The sequence below is a fragment of the Streptomyces sp. NPDC088810 genome, assembly GCF_044750305.1.
In the GTDB taxonomy this organism is placed as follows: domain Bacteria; phylum Actinomycetota; class Actinomycetes; order Streptomycetales; family Streptomycetaceae; genus Streptomyces.
Map to the genome: position 1 here is coordinate 152,919 of NZ_JBIVJQ010000014.1, position 14,401 is coordinate 167,319.

General features: G+C 69.5%; 10 protein-coding genes and 2 pseudogenes. 5 read left to right on the forward strand and 7 right to left on the reverse strand.

Annotated features, from left to right (window positions below):
* Positions 1-244 precede the first annotated feature (244 nt).
* Positions 245-919, reverse strand: coding sequence for a hypothetical protein (locus ACIP4Y_RS34050; protein WP_401399790.1), 675 nt, complete (start codon positions 917-919; stop codon positions 245-247).
* A 268-nt stretch (positions 920-1,187) separates the two neighbouring features.
* On the opposite strand from ACIP4Y_RS34050, the gene ACIP4Y_RS34055 reads away from it, so the two are divergent.
* The gene (locus ACIP4Y_RS34055) at positions 1,188-1,709 is read left to right on the forward strand and encodes a hypothetical protein (RefSeq protein WP_401399792.1); all 522 of its coding nucleotides are present in this window, start codon (positions 1,188-1,190) and stop codon (positions 1,707-1,709) included.
* Positions 1,710-1,944: 235 nt separating this feature from the next.
* A pseudogene (locus ACIP4Y_RS34060) lies at positions 1,945-2,241 on the forward strand (metal ABC transporter permease); the annotation flags it as partial.
* Positions 2,242-2,347: 106 nt separating this feature from the next.
* Here the strand turns inward: ACIP4Y_RS34060 and ACIP4Y_RS34065 are convergent.
* The 3 genes from ACIP4Y_RS34065 to ACIP4Y_RS34075 form a co-directional block, all read right to left on the reverse strand.
* Positions 2,348-4,426, reverse strand: coding sequence for a SpoIIE family protein phosphatase (locus ACIP4Y_RS34065; RefSeq protein WP_401399793.1), 2,079 nt, complete (start codon positions 4,424-4,426; stop codon positions 2,348-2,350).
* A gap of 1,034 nt (positions 4,427-5,460) precedes the next feature.
* A complete protein-coding gene (locus ACIP4Y_RS34070) occupies positions 5,461-5,583 on the reverse strand; it encodes a hypothetical protein (protein WP_401399795.1) in 123 nt (40 codons plus the stop codon).
* A 157-nt stretch (positions 5,584-5,740) separates the two neighbouring features.
* Positions 5,741-5,878: a hypothetical protein gene (locus ACIP4Y_RS34075; protein WP_401399797.1), complete on the reverse strand. Its 138-nt coding sequence runs from the start codon at positions 5,876-5,878 to the stop codon at positions 5,741-5,743.
* Positions 5,879-6,218: 340 nt separating this feature from the next.
* Here ACIP4Y_RS34075 and ACIP4Y_RS34080 point away from each other — a divergent pair, with 340 nt between their 5' ends.
* Positions 6,219-7,439 (forward strand): metallophosphoesterase, encoded by a 1,221-nt coding sequence (locus ACIP4Y_RS34080; RefSeq protein WP_401399799.1) that lies wholly within the window; start codon positions 6,219-6,221, stop codon positions 7,437-7,439.
* A gap of 114 nt (positions 7,440-7,553) precedes the next feature.
* On the opposite strand, the gene tgmB is transcribed toward ACIP4Y_RS34080, so the two are convergent.
* The 3 genes from tgmB to ACIP4Y_RS34095 all read right to left on the reverse strand — a co-directional run bounded on the left by tgmB (position 7,554) and on the right by ACIP4Y_RS34095 (position 12,071).
* Entirely contained in the window at positions 7,554-8,588 is a 1,035-nt protein-coding gene (gene tgmB, locus ACIP4Y_RS34085) for an ATP-grasp ribosomal peptide maturase (RefSeq protein WP_401399801.1), read from the reverse strand.
* Positions 8,588-8,833: a putative ATP-grasp-modified RiPP gene (gene tgmA, locus ACIP4Y_RS34090; RefSeq protein ID WP_401399803.1), complete on the reverse strand. Its 246-nt coding sequence runs from the start codon at positions 8,831-8,833 to the stop codon at positions 8,588-8,590. The genes tgmB and tgmA overlap by 1 nt, the downstream gene beginning before the upstream one ends.
* A 322-nt stretch (positions 8,834-9,155) precedes the next feature.
* On the reverse strand, positions 9,156-12,071 hold the full coding sequence (locus ACIP4Y_RS34095; RefSeq protein WP_401399805.1) for an AfsR/SARP family transcriptional regulator: 2,916 nt from the start codon (positions 12,069-12,071) through the stop codon (positions 9,156-9,158).
* Between the two features lie 508 nt (positions 12,072-12,579).
* On the opposite strand from ACIP4Y_RS34095, the gene ACIP4Y_RS34100 reads away from it, so the two are divergent.
* Together ACIP4Y_RS34100 and ACIP4Y_RS34105 are read left to right on the forward strand one after the other, a co-directional pair.
* Positions 12,580-13,608, forward strand: a complete 1,029-nt coding sequence (locus tag ACIP4Y_RS34100) for a helix-turn-helix domain-containing protein (RefSeq protein ID WP_401399807.1) — start codon at positions 12,580-12,582, stop codon at positions 13,606-13,608.
* 105 nt (positions 13,609-13,713) lie between these two features.
* Positions 13,714-14,338, forward strand: a pseudogene (locus ACIP4Y_RS34105) (SDR family NAD(P)-dependent oxidoreductase).
* Positions 14,339-14,401 lie beyond the last annotated feature (63 nt).

Here is a 14,401-nt window from a genome sequence, read left to right on the forward strand (position 1 = left end):
AGGCGGATGAAAGCCTCTGCGGCCGGCGATAGAGCGCTCGCGGATCTGGGCGGCTGACTCCCTCCTTACGGCAGCGGCAGTACGTCGTCGGCGCTGTGGGGCTCTTTGCGCTCCTGGTCGTTGAGCTTGTGGCGCAGGATCGAGGAATTGCGATACACCTCTTTGTATACCCGCATGATGCTGCCGAGAGGGCGGTGTTCTGCCGTAACCCGCCACGGATTCAAGGACAGAGTGTCCAGCTTCCTCAGGTTGCCGTCGCCGGATATCTCCTGCTGCGGGATACGCAGCTTCGCCATGGTGACCGATGGGGACAGTTCCTCGGGCCATTCGACGGTGACGTCCTCACCGGCATCTGTTCCAGGTCAGCACAGAGCTGCACCTGAATGTTGAATTGGTAGGGGCGTTCATGTAGTTCGGATACGAGACCGGCCCGAAGACCTCCGGTGCCGACCCTAGGTCGAGAGTTCGCTGCACAACCTTGTCGGCGAAGGCGGGCTCTGGCGCCACGTGTACGGAACGCGCGAAGCTCCTCCCATGCCCACTCCTCGGGCGGCAGCGTTCCCTTTCCCGTGACCCAGTCGTGCAGGAACCGGTGGAAGCCGGGCTTGCCGTCGGCGAGGTAGGTCGGCGCGGTCGTGACCAGGTCCTGGATGAAGTTGTAGTGCTCGATGGTGCTGCAGAAGAAGATCGGTGCGTTGATGTTGGCGTAGTCGCAGGTGCGCGTGTCGGGCTCGTCTTCCAGCAGGGTTGGACCGTCGATGTCGAAGAGCTTCAACGCCAGTCCCGTGACGGGGCCCAGCCGGGCATCGGTCCCCAGATGGCCCGAGCCGTTAGAAAAGCGAATGAGAGCGTCGTGCCGTCCCGGTGTGGCATAGGTGCCCTGCGCGCACTCGGCCGGTAGTTGGTCCAGGATGTCCATCTCGCCCCTGACCGGCCACTGGCTGTCCTCGGACTCAACTGACCTGCGCCAACGCACGATCAACGGACTTTGCAATCCTCCTGCGCCCCCTCGACTGGCAGGGCTGTGTCAGCGGGATTTACATGGAAGTGTGCCGTGTAAGCGGGACAGCAACGGCGAGGGCCGCAGCCCCAGGAACGTCCGTTGCACCGCAGGCGTCGGCCACTTCAGTGCTTCCACAGGTGGTATCGCCCGGTGAGTGTGCCCGGGCATCTGGAAGGAGGCTTCCATGACGGCCAGCTACACCAAGCAAGATCCGAACTGCAGGTCTGACATCCTCTTCATCGGTACCACGGGGCTCCGAAAATTCGTCGTACCACCGACCAAGCCGGCGAATTTGGATGCGGAGATGTACATCGACGTCATCGTGCCAACGGCTTATAAGGACGTGGAGTTCACCGACATCTGCCTCACCCTTGAGGTCAAGGCACCAACTGGGGCGAAGTTCATGCCGAACCCGAGGATGGGAAGTAACGTCCTCTGGGGGGTACCCAGCGGCACCACATGGGACGAGACCTCTCTGTCACCCACGCCCCGCGTGCGTCTTCGAGTTCCGCACGGCAAGCTGCTTAGTGGCCCCCTCAACGGCCTGTCGTTCTGGCTGGGGGTGTCCGGACTGACTACACCTACGTTCGCCTTCACCGCAGGGGCCACAGCGGCCGAGGTCTTGGCCCACACTGCCAGTTGCCCGCTCTCCTTCAAGGACTTCGCCGTCGGCGAGCAGTTCACGGGATACCTCGGCCGCGACTAGGGAGTACGGGATCCCACTGGCGTCCATGGCGGGACTTGCCCGAGCGGTACGGTCCGGCGGGGTCCCTCTCGAAAGTCCCGCTGGCGCCACCGACGCCGGCGCTGCCCGCGGCGGTTAGCCTAGTGGCTCCGAGCGGGCGCCGACGGCCCGTGATGCGGCGAACTCGGCGCGCTGTCGGAGTTCCCCCTCCCGGCGGGCCTGGGCCTGGGCTATCTACTGCAGTGCGCGGGCCTCGATGGCGGTCGCCCTCTCGGTGCAGGTCGTCGGCGCACTGCTGGTCCTGACCCTCGTCGTGGCCCCGGCAGCCGCCGCCGCACGTATCACCGCCTCCCCGGTGCTGCTTCCGCTGCTCAGCGTGGTCTTCACCGTGGTCTCGATGAAGGGCGGCATCCTGCTCGCCCTCGGCCGCAGCATCCCCATCAGCCCCTACGTCACGACCATTTCGTTCACCCTCTACGCCGCCTGCCGCTTGGCGGGGGCCCACCGCACCCGACGGTGGGGAGCGAGGAGGGTAACGCCCCAACCGGTCTGAAGGGGTGGGGGGAGTTGCCCTGACACCCGGTCCGCTTGTGTTGCACACCTGAAGCCTGTGCTGCCGACGGCTGGACTCGCCGTCGGTTCAGGCGGGTGAAACCTCCCTATGATTGGTCAGCCTGTGCTCGGGCGATGAGCAGGGCGACGTCGTCCTCCCCGCCGGGCGGCCGCAGGATCTCCAGGATGCGGTTGCAGGTGTCATCCAGGTCGTGCCCACGGGTCGCGGCCAGGGTGTCGAGAAGGGTGTCCAGGCGGGCGTCGATGGGTTCGCTGCGGGTTTCGACCAGGCCGTCGGTGTAGAGGACCAGTTCGTCGCCGGGGCGGAAGGGGATGGTGGTGGCCTCGAAGGGGACCCCGCCCACGCCCAGCGGTGCGCCGGTGGGCATGTCCAGCAGGTGCGCCGCGTGGCCGGCTGGCATGAGAGCGGGGGGCAGGTGGCCGGCGAGGCAGATCTGGCACGTGCCCTGGTGAGGGTCGTAGACGCAGTAGATGCAGGTGGTGATGGTCTGCTCGACGCCCTCGGTCAGGTGATCGAGGTGACGAAGGGCCTCTGCGGGGGCTAGGCCGAGTTCAGCGAACGCGCGGACCGTACTGCGGAGTTGGCCCATGGTGGCGGCGGCGTTGATGCCACTGCCCATGACGTCCCCGACGACCAGGGCGGTTTTGTCCCCCTCCAGAGGTATGGCGTCATACCAGTCGCCGCCGATCTCGCTCGTGACCCCGGCGGGCTGGTAGCGGCAGGCAACGTCTAGACCCGGCAAGTGCGATGGAGGCTCAGGGAGCAGGCTGCGCTGGAGGGTGAGGGCCGCGTGGCGCTGGGCCTGGTATCCGCGGGCGTTGTCGATGCAGACCGCGGCTCGGGCGGCCAACTCCGAGGCGAAGGCGGCGTCGTCGTCATCGAAAGGCGCGGAGTTCCGGGTGCGTTTGAGGTCGAGGGCGCCGAGGACTTCGCCCCGGGCCACGAGTGGTACGGCCAGGTAGGAGTGCACGCCGGCCGCCGCAAGAAGGGAGGCTGCCTCACCATGGCGGGCGATGTGATCCAGATCCCGACGAGTGGTGCGGGGCACCAGGACCGGTTGGCGGGTGCGTACGCATCGGGAGATGAGGCGGTCGTCTTCGTAGACAGCGAGTTCCCCGGGTGGATCGGCCGCACGGACCGCCTCGGTGCGATGGGCCGCGCGGACGGCAAGGGCACGGAACCGGGCAGGGCCCGTCTGTGGCGCCGTGCGGCCCTGAAGGGCGCTGTCGAGGACGTCCACGGCGGCCACGTCAGCCAGGAGGGGTACGACGAGGTCGGCGAGCTCGCGCGCTGTCGTCTCCAGGTCGAGGGTGCTACCCACGCAGGCAGAGGCTCTGGCGATCAGTGCCAGTCGTTGCCGGGCTTGTGCGGCCTCGATGGCGGCTCGGTGACGCTCGGTGACGTCGATGACGGAGTACGCCAGGCCCAGCACCCGTCCACTTGAATCCTCCAGCCGGTAGTACGAGACGGACCAGGCATGCTCATGGTCCGGGTCGGAGGGCGGACGGCAGACGATGTGCCGGTCCACGACCGACTCGCCCGTCTCCAGGACACGGCGCAGACGGGCCTCGGGATCCGTGTCCAGGTAGCTCAGGGCCTCGCCGACCGGCCGGCCGAGACGCTCGGCGGCGGACTGGCCGGTGATGCGTTCGAGAGCAGGATTCACGGCCAGGTACCGCAGGTCCGGATCCAGAATGGCCAGCCCGACCGGGGACTGGGACACCAGCCGCATGGCCAGGGCGGCATCTCGCTCGACCCGCTCCACAGCGGCCTGATCCGCGGCAAGGCCCAGGGCGTAGACGTCACCGAGGTCGTCCAGCAGCCGCATGTTGCGGAACTCCACCAGACGGGTGCTGCCGTCCTTGTGCCGGATCGGGAAGGCCCCTGCCCAGTCGGTGCCGGATTCCATGACGTCGGCGAGCAGCTTGATCACCGCGTCCCGGTGCTCCTCGTGGACCGTCAACCCAGCCGCGTGCTGGCCCAACGCCTCCGCCGCGGTGTAGCCGAACAGTTCCTCGGCCTTCCGGCTCCAGAAGACCACCTGGCCCTGCGCATTCAGCACCACCGCGGCGACGCTGAGCAGATCGAGCAGGCCACTGGGTGGCGCAGCAGGACCCGTCAGTGACCGGCCGTCGTCCGCTCGGGAGGAGTCCGTCGTGCCCATGCCTCGTTTCCCTTCCCGCTCGGCGCCTTGGCTTGTGCCGTACCGGCGGGCGTTCTGCCTTCATCCATGGTCGGCCCAGACCGAGGAAGAACACACCCCCGACTGGATGCGAGCCTGCTCGGGATCGGCGCCCAGCCCTTCACAGCAGCTGGCGCCATAGCCAGACCGTGCTACGCGATGAAGGCATGTCGCGGGCGAACAGCCTGGGTGATCGAGTGGATCCATGGGGCCTGCAAAGGGATAATTCAAGCGATAACCGTTCCGGTTTCGCTATGGCGCAGGGGCCGGTCCGCAAGCTACGGCGGTTCTGCCAGCGGGGCACGGCATCCCAGTGGCCGACAGCAGCTCACAGCGGGGTCCGTCACAGTCCTCGGCCGGGCGCCGCGGCACGGCAGCAGAAACATCGGCTACGTCCCCCAGCCGGAGTCCCTTCCCGCCCACACCATGCTCCGCGCCCGCGACCTGGTACAGCTCGGGATCGACGGGCATCGCTGGGGGCCGTCGCTCACTCCGCGGGCGATCCGGCGACGCACTTCGCGGACATACCGATGGGCACGCTCTCCGGCGGTGAGCAACACGCATCCGCGTCGCTCAGGCGCTCGGCACGGACCCACGGATCCTGCTCTGCGACGAGCCGCTTCTCTCCTTGGATCTGCATGACCACGCCCACCCTCTCCCGGCTGTAAGGGACGCAGATCGACGTCGTGCGTCGGGGGCCGCACCGCCGCCTTCCGCTGTCGGCGTCGAGTCACACGATCACGGACACGAGCACTGATCATGCGGAGGTGGTCGTACGGTCTGTGGCGACGGGCCGCGCTTCGTCTGACCGTTCCTTGGGTACGGGCCCGTCCGGGCAGCGCCGGGCTGGTCGATGAGCGGCTGATGGGCATCCACGGATTCAGGGCACTGCGGATCTTCCCCCGCACCGGAAGCGTGGTCATCTGGATGGCACCCGATCTGATGGACGTCGACCGCCTGGATCGTGCCGCTGCAGCCCAAACCGGAGGGCAGCCCAGACAGGCTTCGCTGCGGCCTCAGGCCGCGTCCCACAGGCCGGCGTCCAGGATGCGGGCCGCCTTGGTGATGCTCCCCGGCATCAGATGCCGGTAGGTGCGATACGTCTCCTCGATCGACTTGTGGCGCATCCATTCAGCCACGTCGGTGATCGATATCCCGTTCCCGAGCGTTCGAGGCGAAGTAGTGCCGGAAGCCGTACATGCCGACACCGTCCTCTGCAGGCAGGTCCTTGAAGAGCTTCTGCACACGACGGCGTTCCATCGGCTCCGTGTAGTAGCCGCTCGGACCGTGCAGCAGTTAGCCCTCCTTCGTGGTGCCGCGCTTCTCCTCGTACCGCTCCATCGCCTCCCGCACCGAGCGCGGGCAATGGGTCTGCCTGGTGCAATCGCACTCCTTGAAGAAGGACCCCATCCCACGGGCGAGCTGTCGAGCCACGCATCAAGCCTTCCGAGCGGGCGTCGGGCGGCGCAGCAGGCCCATGCCAAAAGTGGCAGGTCAGCACACGGGACACCGTCCGGTCCGATGCTGACCTTTCGCTGACCCGGGTGCGGCCATCAGGGCCCTGACCTGCGAAAACGCCCAAACGCTAGATCCTGGACCTGAACATGGTGCGCAGCATGTTGAACTCCTGGAAGACGGCTCCCTGCCTGCTTTGTTGTCATCCTGCAGAGAACCCTGCGGTCCGAGAGGCCGCGTCCATGAACGCCGGTCCGGCCGGCCCGAGGGTGACCGGATACAGTGCGCGAGACGGCAGCCTGGTCAGGGAGGGGGAAGGGTGACCGACACCAGCAACACCCGGCCAGCCGAGGGTGAAGCGCAAGCACCGCGGCGGAGCCGACTGCACCGCCTGATGCGCTACATCCCCCTGATCGCTCCCGTCCTGCTGTGGACCGTGCCCTGTTGGGTGCTCCTGCACACGGGCCAGCACTGGCCGCTGCCCGTCACGCTGGTCGGCACCGCCCTGTTCGTCCTCGGCCTCGTCGGTATGCCGTTCGCAATGGCGCGCGGCCACGGCCGGCGTCAGCAGGACGGGGCGGCGATCGTCGGTGACACCCTGCTGGGCACGAGTTGGGTCCTGTTCATCTGGTCCGTTCTGCTCGGCGTCCTCTTGCGGCTCGCCCTGACCGTGGCCGGCGTCGGCGAGAGTCAGGACCGGGCCCGAATCGTCACCTGGGCCGTCCTCGGCGTAACCGCCGTACTGCTCGCCTGGGGGTACGCCGAGGCCCGCCGCGTGCCACGCGTGCGCCGACTCGACGTGCAACTCTCCCGGCTGGGCGCCGGGTTGGACGGCCTCCGCGTCGTCCTCATCACCGACACCCACTACGGCCCACTCGATCGCGCCCGCTGGTCGGCACGGGTGTGCGAGACCGTGAACGCTCTGGAAGCCGACCTGGTCTGTCACACGGGCGACATCGCGGACGGCACGGCCGAACGCCGCCGTGCCCAGGCCACCCCCCTCGGCACCGTGCGGGCCACCCATGCCCGCGTATACGTCACCGGCAACCACGAGTACTACAGCGAGGCCCAGGGCTGGGTCGACCTGATGGACGAGTTGGGCTGGGAGCCGCTGCGCAACCGCCATCTGCTGCTGGAACGCGGAGGCGACACCCTCGTGGTGGCCGGCGTGGACGACGTCACCGCCGAGTCATCCGGCCTGGCAGGCCACCGCGCCCACCTCGCCGGAGCCCTGAACGGCGCCGACCCCGACCTGCCCGTTCTGCTCCTGGCACACCAGCCCAAGTTCATCGACCGGGCGGCAGCCGCCGGCATCGACCTCCAACTCTCCGGCCACACCCACGGCGGCCAGATCTGGCCCTTCCACCACCTCGTCCGCCTCGACCAGCCCGCCCTCGCCGGCCTCAGCCACCACGGCACCCGCACCCTCCTCTACACCAGCCGCGGCACCGGCTTCTGGGGCCCGCCGTTCCGCGTCTTCGCCCCCAGCGAGATCACCCTGCTCGTGCTCCGCTCCCCACAACCGCCCACCTCGCCGTAGCATCCGACGGGCCCACGCATCCGCTCGCAGCAGTCCACGAACCGAGGGACGCGGCATCGTATGACGCCCAGGAGCACCTTCGGGGACCGGCACCTGCTGCACGGACGCCGAGGCCTACAGCGGCTTTGGAACGTCACCGTCCTCCTGCACGGTGACCGGTGGCTTGCCGGCACGGGCCGGCTCATGCTCCGAGGCCCTTTGCAGTTCGTCGGCGATGGCACGGCCGATCGAGTCGGTCACCGGGCCGGGTTGCCACGCCCACTGTCCGTTGGGGTTGCACTCGAGGAAGTACCAGTCGCCGGCGGGCGTGACGGCGAAGTCGAAGGCTCCGAAGACCAGTCGGAAGGTGGTGAGGTACGCGGACACCGAGCGCGCGATCCGGGCGGGGACGGCGATCGGCGAGCACTCCATGAGGGACTGCCGTTGCCGCCAGTCCAGGTCCGGGCTGTCGATGCGGACCGCGAACATCCGGCTGCCGACAGCTGTGAGTCGTACATCGAACGCCTTCTCCACCTTGGCCTGGAACAGATGCGGGCAGACGGCCACGGCCGGCGTGATCTCGTGCGGGCGCACTTCGCGAACCCACACCTGATGTGCCTTGCCGCCGATCGCATAGGGCGTGTTCCACAACGGCTTGTAGACCACGGCACCGGAGTGCTGGGCAGCGAACTCGCGGGCCTGTTCATGGTCGTTGGTGATCAGCGTGGACGGGACGGACAGGCCGCTGCGCTGTGCGGCGGCCAGCTGGGCCGGCTTGTACTCGGCCGCCCGGTTGTTCCACGGATGGTTGACGTAGTGGGCTCCGGGAAGCGACGCCAGGACGCCGCCGACGCCCCACAGAGACTGAGAGGCAGCGAACCGGCGCTCCTGACCGCCCAGTTCGGGCGGCCCCTCGTAGGGGGAGGGACGGCGTGTCCAGACGGAGCGCACCTCGGTGAGGTCGAGCTCGCGGGTCGGCGTGCGCAAGGTGCCGCGTTGATCACCGGTACGGTACGTGGCGGTGAGCGCGGCACCTGTGTGCAGGTCGGTGCCGGGGTCGAGACGGACCACCGGGACCTGGCGTTCCGCGAGGATGCGCAGGACCACGTCAGCGGTCACGTCGTGGCGGCTGGTCAGTACCAGCACCGACCCGATCGGGCCTGTCGTCATCAGTCGTGGTCGGAGTCCGACGAGCTGTCCGAGTCGTAGCTGTCGGCGCAGCTGGTACTCGTGGAGCTCGACGTGCCGCTGCCCGTCTGGTGAAGGAGCTCGGCCGCCTGGCCGTGTTCGTCGATCACGACGGCGATCTGGGTCTCCGGGTCGATAACCGTGGTGAGCAGGGGGACCGGCCGCGTCTCGGCATACGGTGCCATGCGGGTGATGCCCCAGGGCGCACCGGCGTTTCGCGTCGTCATCGTTCGTCTCCTTCGCTTCCGACTGTTCGGGGGCTTGTTTCTCCGTAGGAGGGTCTCCGGGTTCGTGCTCACTCTCGTCGCATGAAGTGGATCTGAACTAGGCGGTTCTGGCGTCCGGAACGAGTTCCTGCATACGCCAGGCATGTAACAGCCCCATGTGGATCCTCTTCGTCGTGGATGCAGGCGCGGCTCATACGGTGAGCGACGACTCCATGCTGGCAAGGGGCGATGAAATACCGGTGAAATCCCGGTTCATCGGGCGGATGCGGCGGCAGCGGTGCGGCACGGAGATGAGGAACAGCCGCTGGTGACGGATGCGGGCCTACGCGGGTTCTCCGGATGCGGTGCGGGAGCGGGCGACGGCCCGTTCGAACCGGTCGCGCGCCTGGACGAGGTCCTCCGTCGCGGCCTGGTGCCAGCCCAACCGGTTACGGATCTCGGCCTTCAGCCCGGCGCCGGGCCGTCCGCCGACCGCCGCGCGCGCCTCGGCGTGCAAGCGGGCCGCTCCGGCCGGGTTGCCCAGGCACTGCTCTGCGGCGGCGAGTCTGCCGAGGACCGCAGCGAGGAGGGGGATGTCCCCGACGCGCTCGGCGAGTTCGGCTGCCCTGGTCAGCGCTTCGGCGGCCTGCGCGTGGTGCCCGCGGTCCAGCTGGAGCGTACCCATACGGAAGAGCGTCTTGCTCAGAATCCGGGGCCTGCCGATCCTCTCGGCGAGACCGACCGCTGCCGCGTAGCACTCCTGCGCCCTGTCCTTCTCTCCCACCTGATGGTGGACGGCGCCCACATTGGCCAGGTACATCACGGCGAGCCAGTCGTCCTCCACCCCCCGGGACAGGTCAGCGGACTCGGCCAGGAGCACGGCGGCCTCGGCCGGCTCCCCTGCCGCGTTCGCGAAAATGCCGAGGGAACCCAGAGCCCGTGCCTGCTCGAGGGCATCTCCGGTGCGGCGGCTGATCCGAAGCGCTTCGCCCAGCCAGCGGCGCGCCTGCCCGTAGTGACCCTGCAGCCCGTACGCGATGCCCATGCAGGTGCGCAGTTGGGAGACCATGCGCTGGTCGGTGAGCTGCTCCGTGAGCGGCAGCACGATCTCGACGGCGGCCCGGCACTCTTGGTACCGGCCCTGCCGGGTGAAGTAGTCGCACAATCCCTCGGCGAGCCGGCCGGCGTCGTCCACATGGCCCACGGCCGCCGCCTGGGCGACCACGTCGACCAGTTCGCCGCCCGCCGCGTCCAGCCACGCCGTCGCCTCCTCCCCGTGGGCGAAGGGCGCCGTGTCGGCGCTCGGGCCGGTGGGGAACGCAACGGGGCCCCAGTCGCTCGCACAGCGGGCGGCGGCCACGTAGAGCCGGAAGACACCGGCCCGCGCCGCGGCGACTTCTGCGGGGTGCGCGGCGGCGACGCGCCGGGCGTGGACCGCGACCAGGTCGTGCAGGCGGTAGCGTCCCGTGACGGCCTCCTGGACGAGACTCGCCTCGACCAGGCTCTCCAGGACGCGCTCGGCGGCGGACGGGGTGAGGCCGAGCAGGGCGGCCAGGGTCAGCCGATCGAAACTCACGGTGGGCGAGAGACCCAGTACGCGAAAAGCCCGACGCTGCGCGCCGGGAAGCTGATCGTAGGAGACCTGGAAGGCCGCCTCCACGCTGCGGTCCTCGACCGCGAGTTCCGCGAGACGGTGCTCGTCGTCGGCCAGCCGGACCACCATGCGTTCCAGCGCCCACAGCGGACGGCTCTGCATCCGAGCCCCGACGACCCGCAGAGCCAGCGGCAGCCGGTCGCACAGGCGAGCCAGTTCGCGCAGCGCGGCACGCTCCGGATCGGACCCCGTGCCGCCGACGACACCGGTCAGCAAGGCCTCCGCCTCGTCCGTCTCCAGTGGCGCCAGTGAAATCCTGCGATCGACGTCGAGCCCGGTCAGCCGCCGGCGACTGGTCACCAGCACGAGGCTGCCCGGACCGGCGGGCAGCAGTGGGCGCACCTGTTGTGCGGCGCGTGCGTCATCGACCACCACCATGAGCCGGAGGGAGGCGGTGGCCGCTCTCCAGGACGCCGCCAGGCCCTCGACATCACCCGAGGGATCGCCGTCGCCTTCCGTGAGTTCGCCGACCGTCCGCAGCAATCGGCGCAGCACGCGCTCCGGCACAGCTGGTTCCCGTCCCTGCCGGTGACCACCCAGGTCCACGAACAAGCAGCCGTCCGGGAAACGGTCGCGGACCGCCCGCGCTGCGCGCACCACGAGCGCGGTCTTGCCGACTCCGGCCATACCGTCCACCGCACGGACTGTCACCGCCTGCTCGTCCACCGGCGCGAGGAGCGCGTCCAGCTCGTGGTTGCGCCCGGTGAAACCGGCGACGTCGACCGGCAGTTCGTCCCGCAGGCGCCGGAGGGGGCGCGCGGCCTGCGGTCGCCGGTCTGTCGATCGGGTTGCCGGCGGGGGTGCGCCGACGAGGAGAACGTCATCAGCGCGCAGCACCGCCTCGTGCACCCGCCGCAGTTCACCGCCCGGCTCCGCTCCCTGTTCCGCCACCAGACGGCGGCGCACCTTGGCGAAGACGGACAGCGCATCGGCTTGCCGGTTGGCGGCGTAGAGGGCGCGCATCAACAGGGCGGCCACGGACTCGTTGTGGGGGTGCGTCGCGGACAGAGCGAACAGCTCCGCGACGACCTCGGCGTGGCGGCCCAGCCGAAGCTGGCACTCCACCTTGTCCCGCACCAGCACGAGCCTGTACTCCGACAGCCGTAGACGCTCCGCCTCGGCGAACGGCCCGGGGAGCGCCGCCAGGGGTTCACCGTGGAACAGGTCCAAAGCGGCGGACCACGCGCTCACCGCGGTGGCCAGATCACCCGAATCCCGGGCGCTGTGGGCCTCTTCGACGATCTCCCTCAATCGGGCCACGTCGGTCCGGACGCTTCGCGCATCGAAGCGGTAGCCACCACGGTCGGTCACGATCACGGATGCGGAGGTACTCCCTGCTTCCGGGTCCAGACGCCGGCGCAGCTGGTGCACGTAGACCGGGATGACCTTGGCGCCGGTGCCCGGCGGGTCCGGGCCCCATACACCGTCGAGCAGCTGCTGCCTGCTGACGGTGGTGCCCAGCCGTAGCAGCAGCGCCGCCAGCAAGGCCTGTTGGCGTACCGGACCGAGGTCCAGCGGCACGTCGCCGCGCCAGGCCTGGAGCGGGCCGAGCACGGCGAACCGGAGCGGCCTGCCGTGCGTCGACAACTCCCCGTTGGATGGCACGCTGGGGAGTATAGGGCCGCGCTCCCCCGCTCACAGGGTCCCTGCCTTGGCTGTTGCCGCATCTCGTGCACGACGCCGAGGCGTGGGACGCGGCGCTTGGCCCGGTTCGGCGAAGCCCTGCGCCGGGGGGACCGGAAGCAGTGGGCGGCGCTCCCCCGTTGGTCCGCCGATCTCGCCGTGACTCTGACGCTGCGCGGGCGCTCGGCCCGGCTGCGGCTGGAGCGCACCGTGCGCGCAGGGGCGGCACGGAGACCCAGGCCCGGTGGACGGCTCCTCTTCACCGCCTGGGCACCGACTCCTACGGCCCCGGTCCCGCCACCTCCGTGTCACCACACCTGCGAATCCTGTGGCTGCCCGACACTGAAGTGGAGCACCTGGTGCACATGTGGGTACGGACGCCACACCTGTGGGTGGACCTCCTCGTCCAGCACGGCCTCATCCTGGAGTCCGTCACGGCGTTCACCACCCACAGGACGTGCGCCCATCGGGGAGGACGGAGAGCACAGCAGTGATCGGTACGGTATTCCGCAGCGAGGACGTACCCGTCGGCGAGCGGTTCGACCGCTGGCGGGAGTTGATCGACCAGAGCCGGGCCAACGACGCCAGCAGTCCCCATACCGCCGACTTCCGGGCCCAGTTGCGGGTGATGGAGCTGGGGCCGGTGACCGTGTGGCGGACGGCGTTCTCGCCCGCGACGTTCCGGCGGACACAGCGGCGCATCCGGCGGGACGACGCCGAGCTCTACCACCTGTCCCTGCTGACTGACGGCAGACTGACGCTGGTCCATGAGCGCGGGGGGACGGCCACGATAGGCGCCGGTGACGTTCTCGTGGACGCCAGTCGGCAGGCGTGCACCTCGCATGCGTACACCTCGGCCGCCACGGCAGAGGGCCGGCCGGGTGTGGTCGCCGGTGTGGGCGTGGACCTGCCCAAGAACCTGCTGCCCTTGCCGCAGCGGCAGGTGGAACGGGTGCTCGGGCACGGGCTGTCGGTTCGGACCGGCCCGGGGTTGCTCCTGGCGGACTTCCTCACGGGATTGGACCGGCAGGCCGAGGTGCTGCGGCCGGCCGACGGGCCCCGCCTGGGCACGGTCACGCTGGACCTGGTCTCGGCCTTCTTCGCCCACGCCCTGGACGCCGAGGCCGCCCTGCCGGCGGAAACCCGGTACGAGATCCTCGGCCGGCGCATCCGGACCTTCATCGAGCAGCACCTGCCCGACCCGGAGCTGACCCCGAGCAGGGTCGCCGCCGCGCACCACATCTCCCTCAGCCACCTGCACCGCGTCTTCGGCGAACACACCCCGGGCGAGACGGTCGCCGCCTGGATCCGCACCCAGCGGCTGGAGAGGATCCGCGCCGACCTCGCGGACCCAGCGTTGCGCGACCGGCCCATCCACGCGCTCGCCACCCGGTGGGGCATGCCCCGTGCCTCCCACTTCACCCGGGCCTTCCGCGCCGCGTACGGGCTCTCCCCGCGCGACTACCGCGCAACGGCCTGCCGGAGCGAGCAGCCGAGGAGGGGGCCTGGGACAAAGTGAGAAGACGGTGTGGACGGAACGGCAACACGGCCCGACGAAGATCGGGCAGTGCCGCGGCGGCCCGCCGACGACCTCGCCACGACGTACCCCGACCGGCTGATCCAGGTGGCTCTGGACGTCACGGACGCCACCGGCGTCGACGCGACCGTCACCGACGTGATCGCGCGATTCGGCCGGATCGACGTCCTGGTGAACAACGCGGGGCGCGCTCTGGTGGGCGCCGTGGAGGACACAAGCGACCAGGCACTCCGAGACCTGATGGAGCTGCAAGTCCGGTGCCGTGGTCCAGATGAGCAGCATGGGAGGGCGGCTGTCCTTCCCCGGTGTCGGTGCCTACTCGGCGACCAAGTTCGCCCTGGAAGGGCTGACGGAGGCGCTCGCCGCCGAGGTCGCCCCATTCGGCATCAAGGCGCTCATCGTCGAGCCCGGCTCGTTCCGCACCTCGTTCGTCGGCGGTGACGCGCTGCAGCAGACGGCCGAGATGCCGGAGTACGCCGCGACCGCCGGTGCCGTCCGTACGGGCCTGACGGACAGCGACGGCAAGCAGGCAGGTGACCCGGCGAAGGCGGCCGCCGCCATCCTGAAGGCGCTTGACAGCGAGCACACCCCGCTCCGGCTCGCCCTGGGCCACGACGCGTTCGAGGCGATCAGTGCCCACGCGGAGGCCGCCCGGGAAGAGACCCGGGCCTGGGAGTCGGTCAGCCGCAGCACCGACTTCGACGACGCCTGAGGACCCCGGCCGTACGCAGCGGTCGAACGCACACGTCGTCTGTCGTCTGCTGACCGCCTGGTC